This is a genomic window from Leuconostoc gasicomitatum LMG 18811, assembly GCF_000196855.1.
Classification (GTDB): Bacteria; Bacillota; Bacilli; order Lactobacillales; family Lactobacillaceae; genus Leuconostoc; species Leuconostoc gasicomitatum.
In genome coordinates, this window is record NC_014319.1 from 707,338 (window position 1) to 730,183 (window position 22,846).

The following is a 22,846-nucleotide window of genomic DNA, read 5'->3' on the forward strand; positions in this document are numbered from 1 at the left end:
CATGAAAATAAGTGAATTGTTATTACCAGATGTGATGCTTTTAGATTTAAAAGCCACAACAAAACAAGCAGCTTTTGACGAAATGATCGATCAACTTTATGCCGCCGATCGCATTACGGATAAGCAAGAATTTTTAAAAGGTATTTTGGCACGTGAAGCGCAGACAACGACTGGTTTAGGTGATGGTATTGCGATGCCACATGCTAAAAATAATGCAGTTAAGCAACCTACGGTGGCGTTTGCGCGATCAAAAAATGGTGTTGATTATGATGCCATGGATGGTCAACCCGTTCATTTATTGTTTATGATAGCAGTGCCGGCCAATGCAAATAACACACACTTGGAAGCACTAGCCAGCCTATCACGTTATTTGTTGCAAGATGGCTTTATGGATAAATTAAAACAGGCAGAAACACCAGCTAAAGTGGTTAGTCTGTTTACAGCACAAGAATCAGAATCAACTGAAGTGGTAGTTGATGATGATGCACCTTACCTTGTTGCTGTCACAGCATGTACAACTGGTATTGCGCATACTTATATGGCTGAAGAAGCGTTGAAAAAACATGCTGAAAAGCTGGGTATCCGCATTAAAGTTGAAACAAACGGTGCTAGTGGTGTGGGGAACAAACTAACAGATGCAGATATTGCACACGCGCAAGGGGTGATTATAGCTGCCGATAAAAAAGTTGATATGGCACGTTTTGATGGTAAACCATTAATTAATCGACCAGTAGCCGATGGCATCCGTAAGCCAGATGAATTAATCGACTTAGCACTTCGTCAAACAGCGCCTATTTATCATAGTAATGAACCAAGGCAACAATCAACAGAAGCACCACAATCAATTGGAAAGGCATTTTATCGCCATCTCATGAGTGGCGTATCGAGTATGCTACCATTTGTTATCGGTGGTGGTATTGCAATTGCGTTTGCCTTCTTAATTGACCAAAGTTTAGGTGTACCAAACAGTGCATTGTCAAGCTTGGGAACTTATCATCCAATTGCTGCGTTTTTTAAACAAATTGGAGGGGCTGCATTTGGTTTCATGTTACCAGTTTTGGCGGGATATATTGCCTATTCAATTGCTGAAAAGCCAGGTTTAGTAGCCGGATTCGTAGCTGGTGCCTTATCTGCAAATGGGTACAACCTTTACAACGTCGGGCTAAATGCTAACCATGCACCGATTCCATCAGGATTTTTAGGTGCCCTAGTCGGTGGTTTCCTAGCCGGTGGCATTATGTTGTTACTCAAAAAGCTATTTCAAAAACTGCCTAAGTCATTAGATGGTATTAAATCAATTTTGTTTTATCCAGTATTAGGTGTCCTATTAACTGGTTTTGCGATGCTACTCATTAATATTCCAATGTCAGCGATTAACACAGGTTTGAATAATTTCTTATCTGGTTTGGATGGCACTAATGCTGTACTATTAGGTGCGATACTTGGCGGTATGATGTCAATTGACATGGGAGGCCCAATCAACAAAGCAGCCTATGTCTTTGGTACAGGCACTTTAGCTGCAACAGTTGCAAGTGGTGGATCGGTGATTATGGCAGCTGTTATGGCTGGCGGCATGGTACCACCATTGGCAGTCTTTGTAGCAACATTATTGTTTAAACATAAGTTTGATCAACAAGAACGACAAGCAGGATTAACTAACATAGTTATGGGACTATCCTTCATTACAGAAGGCGCCATTCCGTTTGCTGCAGCAGATCCAGTACGTGCAATTCCGAGTTTCATGGTTGGATCAGTTTTGTCTGGTGGGTTAGTTGGCTTTGCTGGCATTAAACTATTAGCACCACATGGTGGTATCTTCGTGATTGCCTTGACAAGTTCACCATTGCTATACTTGTTCTTTATAGCAATTGGGGCTGTTGTTTCTGGCGTAGTCTATGGATTCTTCAAAAAAGCAGTATGATTTAAAACCTAATTGATAGCTATCAATTAGGTTTTTTTGATTATCTTTATAGATGATGGCAATTTACTATAATCGATCATAAAACAGAAAAGAAATTACTGGAAGGTTATCACAAGTAGTAGGAATTAATGATGGTAAAAAAGTGTAGTATAATGAAATTAACCAGAAAGAGGATTAATTAGTCTAGCCTTACCTTATTTTTCACAATTTTTAGATGACTACTATGATTAAATAATAGGAGTAAATAAAATATGATAATTTATGACACAATGGCATTTTTGGATAGGCAATTGACAATTTTTAAACAAGATGATGCGCTTGTATTTGTGAGTCTCGCTATTGATGGTGTGAAAGAATTTCATTTGTTCTATCCAAATGAACAAGTCATGCGAGCGACGTTAATCGAAATAATTGATTTTCAACGCTATGTGACTGGTAGGGCAAGTGATTTTTCACAGTTAAAAATTAATTATTTGAAAGGGACACCATTTCAACGTGATGTATGGACTGCCATGCATGAGATGCTACCGAATGAAACCCTAACGTATGGGGAACTGGCCATTCGTGCCAATCATCCAACCGCGATTCGCGCAGTAGCGTCAGCCGTTGGGAAAAATCCTTTGACAATTATTAATGCATGTCATCGTATCTTACCTAAAAGTGGTGGTGTTGGTCAATACCGTTATGGGTCAGAGATGAAACAAAAGTTAAGGCAATTAGATCAAGCCATGATGGCTAGTAAGCTGACTGAAAAATCTGATATAATAACATTATGACAAATACAGAAAATTATTTTAAAGTTGGCACGATTGTTAATACGCATGGTATCCGTGGTGAAGTAAAAATCATGGCAATTACAGATTTTGCGGCCGATCGTTTTAAAAAAGGCGCAGAATTGCAAATTGATACGAAGCAAGGTTTTGTACCTGTTAAAGTACAGGATTCTCGTATGCATAAAAATATGTGGTTGGTTCTTTTTGAAGGTGTGACAAACATCAATGAAATTGAAAAGTATAAAACACATGATATCTATGTTATTGGTGGTGCACGTGAAGCGCTAGGTGATGATGAATATTATTATAACGAAATCATTGGTTGCCGGGTAATTGATTTGGAAGATAATGACATTGGTGTTATTTCTGAAATCATGGAAACTGGGGCAAATGATGTCTGGGTTGTATCACGTGATGGCCAGTCGGATGCGTTGATTCCGATGATTGATGATGTTGTCAAAAACGTCGATGTTGCTGGTAAATTAGTCACCATTGATGCACTGGAAGGACTGCTGGATTAATGCGAATTGATGTTTTAAGTTTATTTCCTGATATGTTTACACCATTAAAACAGTCAATCTTAGGTAAAGCGATTGATAAAGGTGCCTTAGATTTTCATGTGACAGATTTTCGTGATTATACTGAAAACAAGCATAACAATGTTGATGACTATCCGTTTGGTGGCGGTGCGGGTATGCTACTTATGGCACAACCAATTTTTGATGCAATGGCTGCTGTTGAAAAACAAGCTGGTGACAAAGGGCATGTCGTATTGCTTGACCCAGCAGGTCGTAAATTCGATCACCATGTAGCCGAAGAGTTAGCCCAAAAAGAACATTTGACATTTATTGCGGGACACTACGAAGGTTACGATGAGCGTATTCGTGAATTAGTTGATGATGAAATATCGTTAGGCGATTATGTTTTGACTGGTGGTGAACTTGGCGCAATGGTTATTATTGATGCTACAGCACGCTTTTTACCTGATGTATTGGGTAATAATGTCAGTGCTGATGAAGACTCATTTCAAAATGATCTGTTAGAGTTCCCTCAGTATACGCGACCAGCAGAATTTCGTGGCCGTAAAGTACCTGATGTACTGATGAGTGGTAATCATGCAAAAATCGCTGAATGGCGACTAAAAGAGTCGTTACGAAGAACATGGCAACGCCGCCCTGATTTACTAGAAAAACGCCAACTCACCAACAAAGAACGCGATTTACTAGATGATGTAAAGCACGAGTAAGCGCTTGAGCGCGATACCGTGACTTATCTCAGCGAAGTGGCGGTAAAGCGCGATACCGTGACTTATCTCAGCGAAGTGGCGGTAAAGCGCGATACCGTGACGATGTATATCACAGTAACGCGATATACATCTGAAATATGTGTTAAAATAATCTTTATTTTTCAATAACAATCATTAATATGATTGTTATTTTTTGATTTGAGACTGTTAAGTGATTAATATCAAATATATATCAATACGAAAGCCCTAAAATATTTAATAATATTTTAGGGCTTTCACATTTAAAGCTTATTATATTTTTTATATGAAATGATAAAAATGAATAAATCATCATTTTAATATTGAGATATCAAAAAATTATCAGTAGTGTTATTTCAAGTAAATCGATTGAATGAGATTGAATTTTTTTTTAAGATAAGGGGCGTTTAAATAGTCTGTGACGGTGTATGCTTGATTTATTTTTTTTGTATCATGCTGATATAGTGCAATTAAAAACAAAAACCATATTTTGGAATTTGAATTTTCTCTGATTTTTAAGTCTTCTAATTTTAAAAGTATCCAATCAGTAATCACATCTTTTTTTTGCACAATACTGCTTTCTAAATATTTGACAATTAATGTCAGAATGATATCATTCGCATACACTTTATTTTCTGTTCTTATGTATTGCACTAAAATATCAGAAATGTATGGTTTTATTTTTTCAGAAGGCATCATATTTAATGTACATTCTAATAAATAAATATCATAGAGTTGCCATCTCATGATTTGATCAAAATATTTTAAAAGGAAATTTTGATCATTTAATGATGCTAACTTGAATGCCTTATGATAGATGGTTGCTTGTATCATAAGCATTTGGTGCTTATGTTTAAGTGTTAGCATGTTGGTTGCTTTTATGTCTGAATATTGCTGTTCTAAAGCTGTCGTATCAGTAGACATGTATTTTTCATCGAGATCATTTCTAAAATCAGTCATATCTGTGCCAATTTTATAATATGTGTAAAAATATTCTTCGACTGTAAGATCCAATGTTTTACAAATAAGATGAATGGTTTGAAGGTTTGGTAGTATCTGACCGTTTTCTATTCTTGAAACCATTGCCTGTGAACCGATTATCCTACCTAATTCACTTTGTGAGATATTTTTGATCTTACGCCGTTCCTTGATTAAATTGAAAGTGACATCTTTTTGCATAGTATTTCCTTTCTGTTTGTAAAAAATATAACAATTAATTATTATCCTGCATTTTGACATAATTTCGACTTATTCATTATTGGATAATCAATATTGAATAAAGTGAAAAACTGCACAGTATGCGTTGTAGAATGACATGGTAAAGGTTAATAACTTTTACAAGTAGGTAAAATTCCTAAAAAATGTAATGGAATTTTAAAGAACAGCATCAGAAAAGGGAAGAATGGTGGCAATGGAATGAGGAATGAAAGATTAGTATGTGAACGCAAGAAATTGTATAAATCAGGGAAAATACTGGTGACAGCTGGAATCTTTTCTTTAGCCATATTCGGCGCTACAATATCTGATAGTCGTGCTGATACAATAGATACAAATAGCACGACAATGGCTGTTAAAGAAGATTCTACAAAAAATCAACCCAACCCATCACCAACAGTTGTAGATAAAACAGCACCACAAGTGGTGGAAAAGTCGGTAGAACCAGTTACAGACAAACCAGTTGAGACACCGGCCAAAGACACGGCAACAGTGCCAACAGTAGACAAACCAGTTGAGGCACCGGCCAAAGACACGACAGTGCCGACAGCAGAAAAACTAGTTGAGACACCAGCCAAAGACACGACAGTGCCGACAGTAGATAAACCAGTTGAAGCACCAGCCAAAGACACGGCAATAGTACCAACAACAGCCAAAACAGGCGACACGCAAACAGCAGCAACAGTTTACAAAACAACTGATACCAAAAAAGCAGACAAACCAGTTGAGGCCACTTCAAAAACAGCAACAACAAATAAAAGTGATGCGCAAAAACTGGATCAAGTAGAAAGCGCATCACCAAATATCAAACAAATTAATGGAAAAACCTATTTTGTAGGTGATGATGGTCAAATTAAGAAGAATTTTACCGCTGTCATTGATGGCCAAGTACTTTATTTTGATAAGACAACTGGTGAATTGACATCAAATGATCGTCAATATGTTGAAGGCCTGACAAATATAGCTAATGAACATAACGCTGCATATTCATTAAAATCGGATAGCTTCACAAATGTTGATGGTTACCTGACAGCTAGTAGTTGGTATCGACCTAAGGACATTTTAAAAGCAGGTACTACATGGACACCATCAATGGCAACTGATTTTCGACCATTGTTAATGTCATGGTGGCCTGACAAAGATACACAAATTGCTTACCTCAAATATATGCAGTCACTTGGACTTCTAGAAGATGATGTGGCCATTTCAAATAATTCGCAAACAAGTGACCTGACAAATCATGCGATGTCAGTCCAAAAAAATATTGAACAGAGAATTAGTTTATCTGGCAATACTGATTGGTTAAAAACAGATATCAGTCAATGGATTAAGACGCAACCAAACTGGAATATTACAAGTGAATCTAAATCAAATGATCATCTTCAAGGTGGGGCGTTGCTATATGTTAACAGTGACAAGACACCAGATGCAAATTCAGATGACCGATTATTAAACCGCACACCGATTAATCAAAAAGGTCAAATTACTGATTCTGGACAACAAGGTGGCTATGAGATGTTGTTAGCTAACGATGTGGATAATTCAAATCCAGTTGTGCAAGCTGAACAATTAAATTGGTTGTACTACATGATGAACATTGGAACCATCACACAAAATGATCCAACTGCTAATTTTGATGGTTACCGAGTTGATGCTGTTGATAACGTGGATGCTGACTTGTTACAAATTGCTAGCGATTACTTCAAAGCAGCTTATAAAATAGACCAAAGTGATAGTCAAGCCAATGCGCATCTCTCAATTTTAGAAGATTGGGAATCCAAAGATGCCGCTTATATCAAAGCACATGGCAATAATCAATTAACAATGGATTTTCCAATTCATCTTGGCTTGAAATATGCGTTAAATGTGCCAGTTAGCCAACGAAGTGGTTTAGAACAAACTATTACGAATAGCTTGGTTAATCGTACAGAAGATGCAACAGAAAATACAGCGCAACCAAATTACTCGTTTATCCGTGCACATGATAGTGAAGTACAAACAGTTATTGCACAAATTGTCAAAGATAAAATCAATCCTAAATCAGATGGCTTAACGGTTACACCTGATGAAATTGAGAAAGCTTTTGCAATATATAATGCAGATGAATTAAAAGCGGATAAAGAATACACTGCTTATAATATACCATCTTCTTATGCATTATTATTAACTAATAAAGATACAATTCCACGTGTGTATTATGGTGATTTATATACTGATGATGGGCAATATATGGCTAAAAAATCACCATATTATGATGCGATTACTTCACTATTGCAGTCTCGTGTAAAGTACGTTTCTGGTGGTCAAAGTATGGGCATGTCTTATCTACATGATAATCAAGGCGTACTGACTTCGGTCCGTTATGGAACCGGTTCTATGAAGGCGACAGATGCTGGCAATGCTGAGACACGCACAGAAGGCATTGGTCTGGTTATTAGTAACAAGACTGATTTGAATCTAAATAACGATGAACAAGTTGTGTTGAATATGGGGGCTGCGCATAAAAATCAAGATTATCGCGCCTTAATGTTAAGTACTAAAGATGGTTTGAAAATTTATAATAATGATGCTGGGGCACCAATTGTTCGTACAAATGATTTGGGACAATTGATTTTCAAATCAGATATGGTGTATGGTATCAACGATCCGCAAGTTTCTGGTTACCTTGCTGCATGGGTACCTGTTGGTGCTAGTGACAATCAAGATGTGAGAACAACAAGTAGTAAGACTACTTCAACAGATGGTGCGACTTATCATTCTAATGCAGCGTTAGATTCTCAAGTCATCTATGAAGGATTTTCTAATTTTCAAGCCATGCCAACCAATGCCGACGAGTATACTAACGTCAAAATAGTACAAAATGCGGCATTGTTTAAGAGTCTTGGGATCACTTCTTTTGAATTAGCACCGCAATACCGTTCAAGTACGGACACAAGTTTCTTAGACTCAATTGTTCAAAATGGTTACGCATTTACCGATCGCTATGACATTGGTTACAATACACCCACGAAGTATGGGACAGCTGATCAATTGGTAAATACTTTGAGAGCTTTACATGCACAAGGGATTCAAGCCATTAACGATTGGGTGCCTGATCAAATATATAATTTACCAGGGGAACAAATTGTGACAGCAGATCGCACAAATAGTTCTGGAAAAGATGACGCTGATTCTGTCATCAACCATACTTTATATGATTCATCAACAATTGGTGGTGGTCAATACCAGGCACAGTATGGCGGCGCATTCTTGGATCAATTGAAGGCAGACTATCCGACTCTGTTTGAAACAAAGCAAATTTCTACAGGTAAGCCAATGAATCCAAATGTTAAAATCACAGAGTGGTCAGCTAAGTACTTTAATGGCTCAAATATTCAAGGTCGTGGTGCTTGGTATGTACTAAAGGATTGGGCAACAAACCAATACTTTAATGTGTCAAGTGATAACGATTTCTTACCTAAACAATTGTTAGGTGAAAAAACAAGCACTGGTTTTACAACTGATGAGAATGGTAAGACATCATTTTATTCAACGAGTGGTTATCAGGCGAAGAATACCTTTATTCAAGATAATACAAATTGGTATTATTTCGACAATGATGGATACATGGTTGTTGGCACGCAACAAATTAATGGTAAAAAGTATTATTTCTTGCCTAATGGCGTTGAATTACAAGATGCTTACTTGTCTGACGGTCAAAATCAATATTATTACAACAAGACTGGCAAGGCAGTTACAAATCAATACTATATAGGACCTGATAATAATTGGCGTTATTTCTTTGCGGACGGACATATGGCGCTTGGATTAACAACAATTACTGCAGATAATGGTTCGACATCTGAGCAATATTTTGATCAAAATGGCGTTCAGGTTAAGGGAACTGACATCAGAGATACTGCGGGTAATTTGCGATATTTCGATGGTCAGACAGGTAATTTATTGACTAATACATGGCAAGAATTAGCAAATAAATCATGGATTTATTTGAATGCCCAAGGCATTGCTGTTACTGGTCAACAAAATATCAACGGTCAAATCTTGTATTTCAATTATGATGGCACGCAAATCAAAAACGATTTCAAACGTTTGGATAATGGTGCCTGGTTGTACTTGAATGCTCAAGGTGTTGCTTTGACAGGGGAACAGACAATTAATGGCGCCCAAGTGTACTTTAACCAGAATGGCGAACAAGTCAAAAATGACCAAGTCAAAAATAGTGATGGCACAATAAGCTATTATGCAGGTATTAATGGTCAAAAACTAACAAATGATTTTGCTGAATTACCAGATGGGTCTTGGTTATATTTGGATAATCAGGGGCATGCCGTAACAGGAGAACAAATAATTAATAATCAAGTTCTTTACTTCAATGATAACGGTGTACAACTCAAGGGCGGTACGCATATTGATGAAGCAGGTCATATGCATTATTATGATGCTGATTCAGGTGAACGGGTTTCGAACCAATCTGTACAAATCGATGGTCGAAAAATTTACTTCGATAATGCAGGTAATGCTGTAGATTGATCTGTTAGCGTCTATTAGAATCGAGAAGCACAAATATGTGCTTCTTTTTTTTGTAATAATTATGTAATATGATTGCTCTAGCATAATCGGTATACTTAAATAAGTGAGTATTAATCTATATTGAGCACAGTATGCAGTGTGGCGGGGAGAAAATATGATCGATTTACATAGTCATTTGTTACCAAACATTGACGATGGTTCAAAGTCAATACGCGCATCCTTACGAATGGCACATGAAGCAGTTGAAGATGGAATAGAAGCAGCTTTGATGACACCTCATCACATGAATGGCCATTACATGAACCACAAAGCAGATGTTATCCGATTAACTCAAGAATTTCAAGCGCACTTAGATAAAGAAAAGATTCCATTGCAAGTCTTTCCTTCGCAGGAAGTACGTATCAATGGTGGGCTGATTGATGCGTTAGATAATGATGATATTTTGTTTGCTGATGAAGATAATAGATATTTATTGTTGGAATTTCCGGATGATGATGTGCCCACATATAGTGATGATATGATATTTAATATCATGCAACGAGGCATTAGTGTGCAAATTGCACATCCAGAGCGTAATTTGAAGATAATGGCGCAACCAGATATTTTATTCAATCTGATTGAAAAAGGTGCAATTGCTCAAGTCACCGCGAGTTCATATGTCGGTACTTTTGGCAAAAAAGTTGAGAAATTTTCGGAAGCCATTGTAGCCCATAATTTAGCCCATGTCTTTGTCTCGGATGCGCATGACTTACCAAATCGTGAATATGAAATGCGTCAGGCATTTCATAAATTAGGAACTAATTTAGGAAAGCAGTATCAGCAAATGTTTGAAAAAAATGCTGAGGCGATTTTAGATGGAAATAATGTTGAAAAATTAATTCCTGAAATGATTGTCAAACGTCATTTTTTTAATGGTTTCTAAAATACATAATTATAAAGGATAAACAAATTAATGAATAACGTACTTGAACTACGCCAATTATGGGATATTATCCGTAAATATTTTTTTATGCTCGTTTTAATGGCAATTATTGGTGGTGCTGTTGGGTTTGGTATCGCTAAATTTTTTATAGCACCTACTTATATCGCTTCAACTAGTATGTTGGTCAACCGGACAACAGACAATGCACAAACAACAGCGAATTTATCTGATCAGCAAGCTGATGTGCAAATTATTAATACCTATAAAAACTTGGTTACCTCAAGCAATGTTTTGGGGGATGTATCAAATACCTTAAAGAAACCAGATCGCATTGTTGTGCAAAAATATCAACCGGCAGTATTTGACACACTTGCTGATGGTACCCGTCGACTTATCACACCAGAACAAAAAGAAGTGACGCGCGCATCATCGCAAAAGAAATATAATCTCACAGTTGATGACCTGAAAAAGATGGTTTCTATTAGTAATCAACAGAATTCACAAGTATTTGCTATCAATGTGAAGTCAAACGATCCAAAGCAAGCCGCATTGGTGGCTAATACTGTTGCTGACTCATTTAGAGATAAGATTGGTCATTTTATGAAAATCAATAATGTCTCTATTATTGATTCAGCGAAAACACCTGATAGTCCAGTTGGTCCAAATAAAAAACTGTTTACTTTAGCCGGTCTTGTGATTTTGGGAGGTCTAACATTTTTGATTGCATTAGTTCGTGAGTTGTCAGATACAACAGTTAAGTCACCAGATGAGGTGACAGAACTATTTGGCATGACTAACTTAGGTGTCATTGGCCATATTAAGGCTATGAAGCATTTTGATGTGGCATATATGCAGGCAGAGAATCGTTCTACTGGTAATCACTCACGCTCACGTGTGAGTCGCTTAAATAGAGAGTGATAGAGGAGACACACAGTTATGGCTTTTTTTAAAAAACGATCACAAACTGGACGCGATAGATTATCAACTGAAACAATGACTAAGGGTGCACGTTTAATTACTGCAGCAGAGCCTAAAAATCCAGTTTCAGAACAGTTTCGAACATTGCGAACAAACATTGAATTTGCATCTGTTGCCAAGGGGGATGTCAAGACACTACTTATTTCATCCGCACTGCCATCAGAGGGTAAGTCAACTATTACAGCTAATCTCGCTGTCGCTTGCGCGCAACAGGGTAAAAAAGTTTTATTAGTGGATGCTGATTTACGTCGGCCAACTGTTGCGGTAACTTTCGGCATTACTGATAACCATGGCCTAACCAATTATCTGGCAGATGCTAACAGTGACATCCAAGCGATTATCCATAAAACAAGTATGGATAAGTTGGATGTCGTTACTTCGGGTCCTGTACCACCTAACCCAGCTGAACTATTAGGTTCAGGACGTATGACGACGCTTATTAGTGAATTAAGAGCACATTATGATTTGGTCATATTCGATGTACCGCCATTTTTGATGGTAACAGATGCGCAAGTATTGATGAGTAAAATGGATGGTGTTGCTATTGTGGTCAGCGCAGATAAGACGACTAAGGGGGCATTACAACGGACCAATGACATTCTAAAAATTGCTGGATCACCAGTACTTGGATTTATTTATAATGATATGAACCGTAAAAAGAAGGGGAGTGCTGGATACGGTTATGGATATGGCTATGGATACGGGGATACTACAGCTAAATAATTAGTTATCTATGAGAGATGAGATACAGGAGAGCCGCAATGTTGTATAAAAAAGTTGTTAAAAGAGTACTTGATTTATTACTTGCTGTTCCAATGGCTATTATTTTATTTATCCCACTAATTGTTATCGGGCTAATTATAAAGTTTACTTCAAAGGGACCCGCCTTATTTAGACAAGAACGATACGGTATGAATTCTAAACCTTTTTTGCTATATAAATTTCGGTCGATGACAGATGAGGCACCGGTAAAAGCAAACTCAGATTTCGATGATATTACCAGTTATGTCACACCTTTTGGTATGATCATTCGAAAAACTTCGATAGATGAATTGCCACAATTAATGAACATTATTAAAGGTGATATGAGTTTTATTGGACCACGTCCTTTAGCTAAAACAGATTCAAAAGTTTTATTTCTACGTAAACATAATGGTGCTGATCAAGTCTTACCTGGCATTTCAGGATTAGCACAAGTCAACGGTCGTAATAATCTTTCTGATGAAGATAAGGCTGCTTATGATGCTAAGTATGCAGCACATCTAAGTTTTAGAGTAGACATGTTGTTAACTGTTGAAACGTTTGTATCTGTTATGAAGCGTGATGGTATATTCAAGGAAACAGATATTGATGATGCAGGTAAAGACGTGGTGAAGCATGACTAAGAAAGTATTAATGTTAGCAGCAAAGGCTAATATGATTCAACAATTTAATCATCGCAATATTGGAATTTTGCAAGGTTTAGGTTATGAAGTTCATGTTGCTACAAATATGGTAGACTTTGGATCTATGTCATCAGAAGAGGATGAACGATTTAAACAGTGGATGATTAATCATGATGTTATTGCGCATCAGATTGACTTTGAAAGGCGTATGGGTTCTTTAAAGGGAAACTTACGTTCGATTAAGCAACTGCGTCGATTGTTTCAACAATATGACTTCACTTTCACTCATGTACATTCACCGTTAGGTAGCATTTTAGGTCGCCTTGTTGCAAAACAATTTAAGGTGCCAACAATTTATACAGCACATGGCTTTCACTTCTTTAAAGGTGGACCTAAGAGTGGTTGGCTCGTTTTCTATCCGCTGGAATGGTTGTTTTCCTTCATAACAGATACGCTGATCACTATTAATGATGAAGATTATACTCTTGCTAAGAAACATATGCATGCCAAACATATTGTTAAAATTAATGGCATAGGCGTTGATGTAGAAAAAGCATGGCGTGTAACTGATGAAGAAAAGCAGGAAGCACGAAAAAGAGTACGTCAAGAATTAAATATTCCAGAAGACGCTTTTTTGATATCATCAGTTGGTGAGTTAAGTGATCGTAAAAATCATAGAGTTGTGTTGCAAGCTTTAAAAGAAATGACGCCAGAACAAAGACAAAATATTTATTACATTATTGCCGGAACCGGTGCGAATGGTGCAATGCTTAACGAACTTGCTGAAAGTTTTGATTTTGGTGAACATTTTAAATTATTAGGTTACCGCTCGGATGTACATGATATTAATTATGCTAGTGATATATCTATATTTCCATCGTTTCAAGAAGGCCTTGGTGTTGCTGGTTTAGAAGCAGTTGTTGCTGGACTATACATTATTGGAAGTAATATACGTGGTATACGGGACTATATATTAAATAAGTCAATAGGTAAAACTTTCCCACCGAGCGACCCAAATATTCTTGCTGCTATTATATTTGAAAAATCGAAATACAATTATAAAAAAAATACAATAGATAATGACGAGCTGATTAATTTTGACAAAAGAAAAGTTGATTATGAAATGAAGAAAATTTATGAATAAGCAAGATAAAATAGTAAGATTAAATAAGTCAAAAAAGGTTGTGTTTCATTTTTTGAACACTGGAAATTATTCTGGTGCTGAGAATGTTGTAATTAATATAGCTACGTTAATAAATGATTGTGAGCATGTGTATGTTTCTCCTTCAGGAGCGATTGACAAAATTTTAAAAGAATTTAATATTCGTCATATTGTAATTAAAAAATTAACATCTAAGACAGTTTATAATGTAATTAAGAATAATCAACCAACTATAGTACATGCTCATGATTTTAGAGCAAGTATCATGATTGCCAGAAATGCAAGTTACATACACAGTTATGGTGGATTTGTGATTTCACATCTTCATAATAATGATCCTCGAATGCGGAGATTCGGACTGTTACCATTATTATATAGATGGAGTATTCCTAAATATAATAAAATTATAGTAGTTTCCGAGTCAATTATTGATGAATATATATTTAGTCAGTACATTAAAAAGAATATAGATGTCTTAATTTTAAAGAACATAGTCAATGATTCTATTATTTTAAGAAAGGCTGATATGTTTGTTGCTCCAAGATCTGATTTGATTTATGTTGGAAGATTAGTTGAGCAAAAAAATCCTATCATGTTTTTAGAGATAGTTAAATTAATTACTAAAGTTTTTCCTAATGTTAAGGCTAATATACTTGGGGATGGTCCTTTAAGAGAAAAGACTGAGAAATTTATATGGAATAATGAGTTAACTGATAACATTGAGTTAATTGGATTTACTTCTAACCCATACCCTTATATTAAATCTTCCAAGATAGGTGTGTCTACTTCAAAATGGGAAGGGTTTGGTCTTAGCATTCTTGAAGAACAGCTACTAGGAAATCCTGTCGTTGCAACACCAGTTGGTGGTGTTGTAGACTTGGTAAATGAGGATGTTGGTATGTTATCAAATTCAATTAAAGAAATGTCTGCTGAAATTATTCAACTGTTAAGTAACGAAACCTATTTAGCTAAAAAATCATGTATGGCAAAAGAAAACGTAAAAACGAAAAATAGTATTTCTCATTTCCAATCTATTTTAAGAGAGGTATACGGTGTTGAAAATAAATATTACAGTACTCACAACAACATATAATCGTGTTGAGCTTTTACAAAAATTATATGATAGTTTAGGAAAACAGTCAGACCAAGATTTTCAGTGGCTTATTATTGATGATGGGAGTACAGACAATACTTTTGAAGTAATTAAAAAAATTTCAACAAAACAAAATGCCTTTAGAATTAACTATTTTAGAAAAGAAAATGGTGGTAAACATACAGCTCTGAATTATGCGCATAGTTACATAACTGGAGACGTCATTACTATTGTAGATAGTGATGATATTTTGGTTCCTGATGCTGTAGCCGCTATTAGGCATTACTGGGATTCCGTGTATAAGAATAAAGAGTATGCAACAGTTGTATTTGAGCAAGTAAATCAATCCGGAGTTAAACTTGGTGAGTTTCCTAAAAAAATTTATTCTGGATCTGACTTAGATTACAGAATAAAAAAAGCTATTGCGGGTGACTTTGCTGAAACCATCAGGGCATCTGTTTTTAAAAAATTTCCTTTTCCGGTATATAAAAATAAGGAAAAATTTTTTCCAGAAGGTTGGCTTTGGACAAATGTGGCTCTACTGTATAGTACAGTAAATATATCATATACAATTGTAGTTGGGGGCTATCAAGATGACGGATTGAGCAAACGCGGGAGACTAATGAGACTTCAATCTCCGGTGGGACTAATGAAATATTATAGACTACTTGAAAATGTTAAAGTTATATCACTAAAGTATAAGATTAAAAACGCACTAGCTTTCAATGTCTATAAGTTGTCTAATCAAAAATTTATACATACTTTGACCGGTAATGAAATTAAAACTGAGTTTGGACATGATACACTTACTGAAAGACTTTTGAAATTACCAGCAATTATTATTTATTACTATTGGAAAAAAAGATGAGGGAAAAATATTGATTTTTTATACTTCAATACTTTGTATTTCCGGAATATTCATGATAATCTCTGGAATTACAAATATCGGCGCAATCAAAAATATTTTTGCTAGTATAGTAATTATCTTATTAGCCTTGTTATCGGGAACAAGGTACCATTTAGGTGGTTACGATTACAGTAATTACGAGTATATGTTCCAGTTGGCGCCAACCTTGAACCATTTAAATCTAGTTAACTATGTTCAACAAAATGGGTTAATAGGAAGTGATGTTGGTTGGACATTCATTAATTCAACCATTAAAAGCATGGGATTCAATTTTTATGGACTAACTGTTTTTGTTGCAATATTTTTTTGGTTTACGCTATATTTTGTTTTAAAAAAATATATGACAAACATTAATATCTTTATTGTTATTGCTGTGTATAAATATTTATTAGATGTTTCTTTTATATATATGCGTCAATCAGTAGCAGTCGCAATATTCGCTTTATCTCTGAGATACATTTTAAATAAAAAAATTGTTCCATACATGTTGTTAATTATTTTTGCAGCAACTGTACATTTTTCTGCTGTAATTTTAATACCGATATATTGGATTAATAGAATAAAAATAACTCAAAAAAGATTATTATGGTACACAATGTTATTTGCTTTCAGTTTTATTTTAGTATTTCTACACGTAGATGTTATATCGATGTTTGGCTTTTTTTCGAATATAGTATCTGGTTCAGGTGCTCAGAAAATTTCAGAAGCTTCAAACGGAACGTTGTATGGCGAGGTGGGTATTTTATCAAGCATTCTTCATTTTATAGAATTTTTAATTGTTGATTTTTTCTTAATTAAAAATTTTAACAAGCTGAAATTGAATGATGAAAAACAATTACTAATGATTAGGCTCTTTATGCTTTTGCTTCCAATTTATTCTGTATTTGCCACATCACCAATTATGGTTCGTTATGGCTTTTATTTTTTATTTACATATCCTGTGATTATTGATTACTTAATTGTAAAAATTAGTATAATCAATAAAATATTTTGGTATTCTTTATTGGTATTTGTGTCGTTCGTTGGGATGTATAAGTTTGTAATTGGATTTGATAATGGGGCTGATTTTTATTATGACAGCTTTATTTTTCATAATGAGTCTATTCGTAGTAATTCAAACGAGTAGTGGACAGAAAGAGAAAACGAATGAGTAATGATATAAATAAAGGAGCATTTTTTTCTATTATTGTGCCCATGTTTAACTCAGAGAGATATATAGCCCATACTATTAATTCCATAGTTGAACAGAGCTACTCTGATTGGGAATTGATTTTAGTAGATGATGGATCAACTGACGATTCATTTAAGGTAGCACGAAAATCTACTGAAAATGTAGGTCACAAAGTGAAAATGTATTCAAAAAGTAACTCAGGCTTAGCTGAGACACGTAATTATGGTACTAAATATATACAAGGAAATTACATTCTATTTGTTGATTCTGATGATTATATTGATGTCGACCTATTATTTATTCTAAACGAATATATTGTTAAACGTAATCAACCAGATATTTTGGTGTTTGATTACGGGGAATTTGACGATGGATCTAATAAAGTTAAATTGGTTACCCATTTTGATAAACAACTAAAACGTTATGGAGAAGTCATTTGGAACAAATGTTTTAATGTGTCTTTTTACATAAAAAATAATTTTCAATTTAACAAAGGTATTACTTACGAAGATACCGCAATTATACATGTTATTATGGCTTTGGCAAAAAGTATTGTTAAAGTTGAAAAAGTAGGCTATTTTTATCGACGTGAGAGGATTGGATCCATCACTTCTAATAAATTAGATGAAGAAGTCGATAATAGAATGTTAGCTTTAGATAAATTTGAAGAAAATATACAAAAGTATACGCAAAATTCATATATACTGAATAAAAAATTGAATAGGATGAATTATTTTCTGAGTTTATCATGGATTTATTTGTTATTAGACTATCAAAATGTATCAAATCATGATGATTCATATAAAAAAATAGTTAAAAAGATAAAAAAATCTAAAATTAGATTAGGAATATTTAAGTCAAGGATAGCTAAAGATATTATTCTTTACCTAATAGTAATAATAAGTTTAGATTTAAAATTTGATTTTATAATAAAAAAAATTAGTAGAATGCGTAGTCTTGGACAATGAATATTATCTATTTCAATTCAGTGGGAGAAAAATCATGAAAGTTCTAAAAAACTTTTTTTATAATATGACTTATCAAGTTTTATTAATTATTCTCCCTCTGGTAACTATGCCCTACGTGTCCCGTGTTCTTGGACCAGACGGATTGGGAAAATATTCATATACTAATTCAATAATGTCCTATTTTGTTCTATTAGGGAGTTTAGGTATATCATTATACGGAAGTAGACAAGTTGCTTATGTTCAAGATAGCAAAGAAAATCGATCAAAAGTTTTTTGGGATGTTGCTATTTTAAAGATTGTTACAACAGTCATATCTATTTTATTATTAGCTTTTTTTTTAACAATTTACAACGAATATACGAGTTTGATAATCGCGCAGTCTTTAACACTTGTTGCCAATATGTTCGATGTATCTTGGTATTTTATAGGCATTGAAGATTTTAAGAAGACTATTACACGTAATGTTGCAGTAAAGATTATTTCTTTAGCACTTATATTCTCATTGGTACATACTAAAAGTGATTTAACTATCTATATTTTAATTATTACAGGCTCTACTTTAATTGGAAATTTCATATTGATACCTTTTTTAAAGGGGCAGATTTATTTTGTTGATGTAAACAAGCTCCATTTTTCAAAGCACGTAATGCCTATTTTACTGTTATTTATTCCACAACTAGCTACTCAAATTTATTTAGTTGTTAATAAAACAATGCTTGGACAAATGGATTCTATTAAATCGGTTGGTTTCTTTAGCTCATCAGATACTCTTGTACGTTTAGCACTAACCATTGTGTCTTCAATATCAGCTGTATTAATGCCTAGGATTGCTAACTTATTAGCAAAAGGAGATAAAAAGGGCGTAAATCATTATATGGATAAATCTTTTCAATTTATTAACTTTTTGTCATTTCCGTTAGTATTAGGCTTAATAGCAATTTCATCAAAATTTGTTCCTTTATTTTTAGGAAAAGGTTTTGGCGTTGTAAGTAATTTAATTATTCTTGAAAGCCCTATTATTATATTAATTTCTTGGAGTATCGCCATTACAAATCAATACTTAATCCCATCAGGTCTTAACAAAGAATATATCGGATCAACTTTTGCTGGAGCAATTAGTAATATAATACTAAACTTACTTTTTATCCGAAATTATGGGGTTTATGGTGCAATAATCTCAACTTTAATTAGTGAGTTGATAGTACTTGCATATTTACTTTTTGGCATAAAGAACAAGTTAAACGTTAAAAAAATGTTATTTTCTAATATACATAAGTATTTATTTAGCAGTTTGGTTATGTTTCTAATTATAATTCTGGTTGATATTTGGTTGCCAAAAACTATATGTGCAGTTATATTGGAAATAACTTTGGGAATTATTGTGTATATTATTGCTTTGTTTTTTGTTAAGGCAGATATTTTATTAAAATGGGAAGTTTTTTTTGATTGATGTATATTTAAATATAATCATTAGGCAATAAATATTAATTAGCACAACGGCTAGGTGTGTTAGAAGTTGATAGTAGTGATACAGCAATTTACATTGTATAAAAGTCAGCACAACTAAAACCTAATTATGCCGTGACAGGTTTTTGTTTTTATGATACTGGGGCTGTCGATATTGCAGTCAATGTGAATTCTTCTGAACGTGGTGGTCTGTATATCTAAGTTCTGATTTACTTGTTCGTGATTGGATTCATACATATGATCACGCAACAGCTGTTTGGGCAATTTTAACAAAAGGTAAAATTGGTGAAACTTATTTAGTTGGTGCTGACGGTGAAAAAGACAATATTTCTGTCTTGCACGCTATTTTAAAGGATATGAATAAGTCCGAAGATGATTTTGAGTTTGTCCAAGATCGTTCAGGCCATGATCTGCGTTATGCTATTGATGCCACAAAGATTCGTGAAGAACTAGGTTGGACGCCAAAATATACTGACTTGCAACAGGTTTAGCTGACACAATCAAATGGTATGAAGATAACCAATCATGGTGGCAAGCAGAAAAATCTGAAGTTGAAGATAAGTACGCGCAAAACAACCAGTAAAGACGATTAAAAACTCACATCATGTGAGTTTTTTGTCTATGAGGGAGAGAAGTAAAATGAAGTTTTTAATCACAGGTGCAAACGGCCAATTAGGTCAAGAATTACAAAAGTTATTGCGTGAACGTGAACTAGATTTTGTGGCTTTTGACTCGACACAATTAGATATTACAAGCCGTGAAGCAGTACTTGCAACTTTTGAATCAGTCAAGCCAGATGTTATATTACATGCTGCTGCATATACTAAAGTTGATTTGGCAGAAGATGACGGCCGTGAAGTGAATTGGCAAGTGAACGTTAATGGCACTAAAAATGTCGCTGATGCGGTTAAAAAAATTGGAGCTAAGGTAGTAGCTGTATCCACAGATTATGTCTTTGATGGCACCCAAAATAATGATTATGTTGAAACAGATCCGGTGAACCCGCAAAACGCATATGGCCGTGCTAAGTTAGCCGGTGAATTAGCAGTCACGGAAAGTGGCGCTGATGCTTATATTGTACGTACCAGTTGGGTATTTGGTGAGTTTGGGAATAACTTTGTCTATACAATGCAGCGATTAGCCACAACACATCCTAGGTTAACAGTTGTTAATGATCAATTAGGCCGACCAACTTGGACGCGAACATTAGCTGAATTCATGTTACATTTAGTTGATGTTAAGGCAACTTATGGTGTTTATCATCTGTCTAATACGGGGACAACAACATGGTTTGACTTTGCCCGTGAGATTTTGAAAAACACTGATGTTGAAATTGCACCAGTCACAAGTGCCGAGTTCCCGCAAAAGGCTTATCGGCCAAGACATTCTGTCATGAGCTTAGATAAAGCTGAATCCACTGGATTTGAAATTTTGAATTGGCGTGAAGCTTTGAATGCGTTTTTGATGGGACTGGACTAAAAAAGCCCTATCTGAATAGCATTAGTCGCGTGTCATGTGACTGCCCCCATCAGTAATAACAGTGTGTGGACACATCAAAAAAAGGCCTGACTAGGGCCTTTTTTTTGGGAAATTGTTTGAATGGCATAATAACAATTATATTAAACACTAATATTAATCAAAGTGGCGCCAATTTTTGTCTAGCAGTGTACGTGCTACGAATAGACCAAGGGGTAAAAACATCATAATTAAAGCAGCTTTGGTCATCCAAAGCGCGCCAACTGCTATCTGATTTGTGCCAATATTGTAAATTGCGCGATAAATATATAAGCCAGGAACCATAATAACGATTGCTGGGACCGTTAATGAAATTCTGGGATAGCCGTTGTAACGTGTGACAATTGAAGCAATTAATCCAGCAACAAGTGCACCAACAAATGCCGCTGCTGCTGGTGGAATGGTTGTCAAATCGACCAATTCTAAGCGTAAAGTATTGGCAAGTGCACCAATAAAGCCAGCCACAATAGCCATCCTTTGTGAACTATTAAACATAATGGAGAAACCATAGACACCGCAAAAACTGGCCGGTAATCTGAGTAAGCCAATAACGATGGGGGATAGTCCGAGTGGTAAAAAGTTTTCAGGTCGAAAATCAAAAAATAACGCGACTAACCAACCAACTAGGGTTGCAACCAGAGTAATCATGATAGCATAGGTTAATCTTTCTAAGCCGGAGCGCATATCTAATTTTGACATATCTAACATACTGGTAATAAAAGGGAAACCGGGGACAACAAACAACATTGCGCCAATATAACCTGCTTCATGTTGGACTAAGACATGAAGATAGGTTTCAAATATTTTGAAGGCAAACATATAGACTAAGCAGGCAATGGCAACACTGATAGCGACACCAACGAGCGTAGTAATCGTGTGTTTTCCTAGGGTTGCGCGGACAAAATTACCAATACCGGCACCGATAAAAGAACAGATCATTTCTGGTATGCCACCACCAAGTAGAAAAATAAAGGCACTACATGCAAGAGCAGCTGCTAAGCCAGCGACTATAGGCGAATATTGTTTGGGCTTGTTTTGAATGTCGTTGATTTTGTTGTGAACCTGTCGTACGGTTAACGTCGAAAAAGTATCGCCTATATGTTTGACAAAGTTTTCTAGTGTGTTTAATTTGTCAGTATTTACACCAGTATTAGGTAATGATAGTTGTTGTGTATAGCTATGACCATCACTAAAACAAGTATATGTTAAATTAATTAAACCAATATCAGCAGAACAACTGAGATCTAATTTTCTAGCTATTTTATTCATTGCGTCTCGAACGCGCCATGCACCAGTACCACATGACAACATTTGGATGCCAATACGACCAACAATTGAAGCACGTTCTGGCAAACTGGCGTCTTTAGCTGGTTGCTTATCGTTTTGAATCAGACTTTGCCAAGGAATTGCCATGTGATGAGATTGTGAAAGAGATGTTTGCTGTTTAATAAATTTATCCATTATTGCTTCCAATTTAAATGATATTAAATACCAAGATAGTATGAGTGGCGCGTCAGTGTGCATGATAGAATCATTATAACCTTGATTTTATTTTAAACCTTGAACGCATTTAAT

18 protein-coding genes and 1 pseudogene are annotated in these 22,846 nt (G+C 35.1%); 17 read left to right on the forward strand and 2 right to left on the reverse strand.

The features are described 5' to 3' along the window. The first annotated feature begins 1 nt into the window (after nt 1). The 4 genes from LEGAS_RS03475 to trmD all read left to right on the forward strand — a co-directional run bounded on the left by LEGAS_RS03475 (nt 2) and on the right by trmD (nt 3,940). Complete coding sequence (locus LEGAS_RS03475; RefSeq protein ID WP_010386563.1) at nt 2-1,921, forward strand: PTS fructose transporter subunit IIABC; 1,920 nt, start codon at nt 2-4, stop codon at nt 1,919-1,921. Between the two features lie 251 nt (nt 1,922-2,172). Continuing rightward, nucleotides 2,173-2,697, forward strand: a complete 525-nt coding sequence (locus LEGAS_RS03480) for a methylated-DNA--[protein]-cysteine S-methyltransferase (protein WP_013231424.1) — start codon at nt 2,173-2,175, stop codon at nt 2,695-2,697. Continuing rightward, entirely contained in the window at nt 2,694-3,215 is a 522-nt protein-coding gene (rimM, locus tag LEGAS_RS03485) for a ribosome maturation factor RimM (RefSeq protein ID WP_010386558.1), read from the forward strand. The genes LEGAS_RS03480 and rimM overlap by 4 nt, the downstream gene beginning before the upstream one ends. Beyond that, the gene (gene trmD / locus LEGAS_RS03490; RefSeq protein WP_010386556.1) at nt 3,215-3,940 is read left to right on the forward strand and encodes a tRNA (guanosine(37)-N1)-methyltransferase TrmD; all 726 of its coding nucleotides are present in this window, start codon (nt 3,215-3,217) and stop codon (nt 3,938-3,940) included. Before rimM ends, trmD begins: the two co-directional genes overlap by 1 nt. Before the next feature lie 369 nt (nt 3,941-4,309). Here trmD and LEGAS_RS03495 read toward each other — a convergent pair whose 3' ends face one another. Beyond that, the gene (locus tag LEGAS_RS03495) at nt 4,310-5,137 is read right to left on the reverse strand and encodes a helix-turn-helix domain-containing protein (RefSeq protein ID WP_013231425.1); all 828 of its coding nucleotides are present in this window, start codon (nt 5,135-5,137) and stop codon (nt 4,310-4,312) included. 237 nt (nt 5,138-5,374) lie between these two features. On the opposite strand from LEGAS_RS03495, the gene LEGAS_RS03500 reads away from it, so the two are divergent. From LEGAS_RS03500 to rfbD, 13 genes and pseudogenes are all read left to right on the forward strand, one after another. Beyond that, nucleotides 5,375-9,703, forward strand: a complete 4,329-nt coding sequence (locus LEGAS_RS03500) for a glycoside hydrolase family 70 protein (RefSeq protein ID WP_013231426.1) — start codon at nt 5,375-5,377, stop codon at nt 9,701-9,703. 154 nt (nt 9,704-9,857) lie between these two features. Continuing rightward, nucleotides 9,858-10,625 (forward strand): tyrosine-protein phosphatase, encoded by a 768-nt coding sequence (locus LEGAS_RS03505; protein WP_010382710.1) that lies wholly within the window; start codon nt 9,858-9,860, stop codon nt 10,623-10,625. Nucleotides 10,626-10,655: 30 nt separating this feature from the next. Further along, a complete protein-coding gene (locus LEGAS_RS03510) occupies nt 10,656-11,543 on the forward strand; it encodes a YveK family protein (RefSeq protein ID WP_013231427.1) in 888 nt (295 codons plus the stop codon). Between the two features lie 18 nt (nt 11,544-11,561). Beyond that, nucleotides 11,562-12,326 (forward strand): CpsD/CapB family tyrosine-protein kinase, encoded by a 765-nt coding sequence (locus LEGAS_RS03515; RefSeq protein WP_013231428.1) that lies wholly within the window; start codon nt 11,562-11,564, stop codon nt 12,324-12,326. A gap of 38 nt (nt 12,327-12,364) precedes the next feature. Next, entirely contained in the window at nt 12,365-12,988 is a 624-nt protein-coding gene (locus LEGAS_RS03520; protein WP_010016857.1) for a sugar transferase, read from the forward strand. After that, a complete protein-coding gene (locus LEGAS_RS03525) occupies nt 12,981-14,132 on the forward strand; it encodes a glycosyltransferase (protein ID WP_010016856.1) in 1,152 nt (383 codons plus the stop codon). The genes LEGAS_RS03520 and LEGAS_RS03525 overlap by 8 nt, the downstream gene beginning before the upstream one ends. Further along, nucleotides 14,125-15,243, forward strand: a complete 1,119-nt coding sequence (locus LEGAS_RS03530; protein WP_010016855.1) for a glycosyltransferase — start codon at nt 14,125-14,127, stop codon at nt 15,241-15,243. Before LEGAS_RS03525 ends, LEGAS_RS03530 begins: the two co-directional genes overlap by 8 nt. Further along, nucleotides 15,203-16,111, forward strand: a complete 909-nt coding sequence (locus LEGAS_RS03535) for a glycosyltransferase family 2 protein (protein WP_013231429.1) — start codon at nt 15,203-15,205, stop codon at nt 16,109-16,111. Before LEGAS_RS03530 ends, LEGAS_RS03535 begins: the two co-directional genes overlap by 41 nt. Nucleotides 16,112-16,163: 52 nt before the next feature. Then, nucleotides 16,164-17,276 (forward strand): EpsG family protein, encoded by a 1,113-nt coding sequence (locus LEGAS_RS03540; protein ID WP_010016852.1) that lies wholly within the window; start codon nt 16,164-16,166, stop codon nt 17,274-17,276. A gap of 20 nt (nt 17,277-17,296) precedes the next feature. Further along, nucleotides 17,297-18,289 (forward strand): glycosyltransferase family A protein, encoded by a 993-nt coding sequence (locus LEGAS_RS03545; RefSeq protein ID WP_010016850.1) that lies wholly within the window; start codon nt 17,297-17,299, stop codon nt 18,287-18,289. Nucleotides 18,290-18,323: 34 nt separating this feature from the next. Further along, nucleotides 18,324-19,739, forward strand: coding sequence for a flippase (locus LEGAS_RS03550; protein ID WP_010016849.1), 1,416 nt, complete (start codon nt 18,324-18,326; stop codon nt 19,737-19,739). Nucleotides 19,740-19,971: 232 nt separating this feature from the next. Beyond that, nucleotides 19,972-20,339 (forward strand): annotated as a pseudogene (locus LEGAS_RS03555) (GDP-mannose 4,6-dehydratase); the annotation flags it as partial. 56 nt (nt 20,340-20,395) lie between these two features. Next, the gene (gene rfbD / locus LEGAS_RS03560; protein WP_010016847.1) at nt 20,396-21,235 is read left to right on the forward strand and encodes a dTDP-4-dehydrorhamnose reductase; all 840 of its coding nucleotides are present in this window, start codon (nt 20,396-20,398) and stop codon (nt 21,233-21,235) included. 153 nt (nt 21,236-21,388) lie between these two features. On the opposite strand, the gene LEGAS_RS03565 is transcribed toward rfbD, so the two are convergent. After that, the gene (locus LEGAS_RS03565) at nt 21,389-22,732 is read right to left on the reverse strand and encodes a threonine/serine exporter family protein (RefSeq protein ID WP_013231432.1); all 1,344 of its coding nucleotides are present in this window, start codon (nt 22,730-22,732) and stop codon (nt 21,389-21,391) included. Between the last annotated feature and the right edge of the window lie 114 nt (nt 22,733-22,846).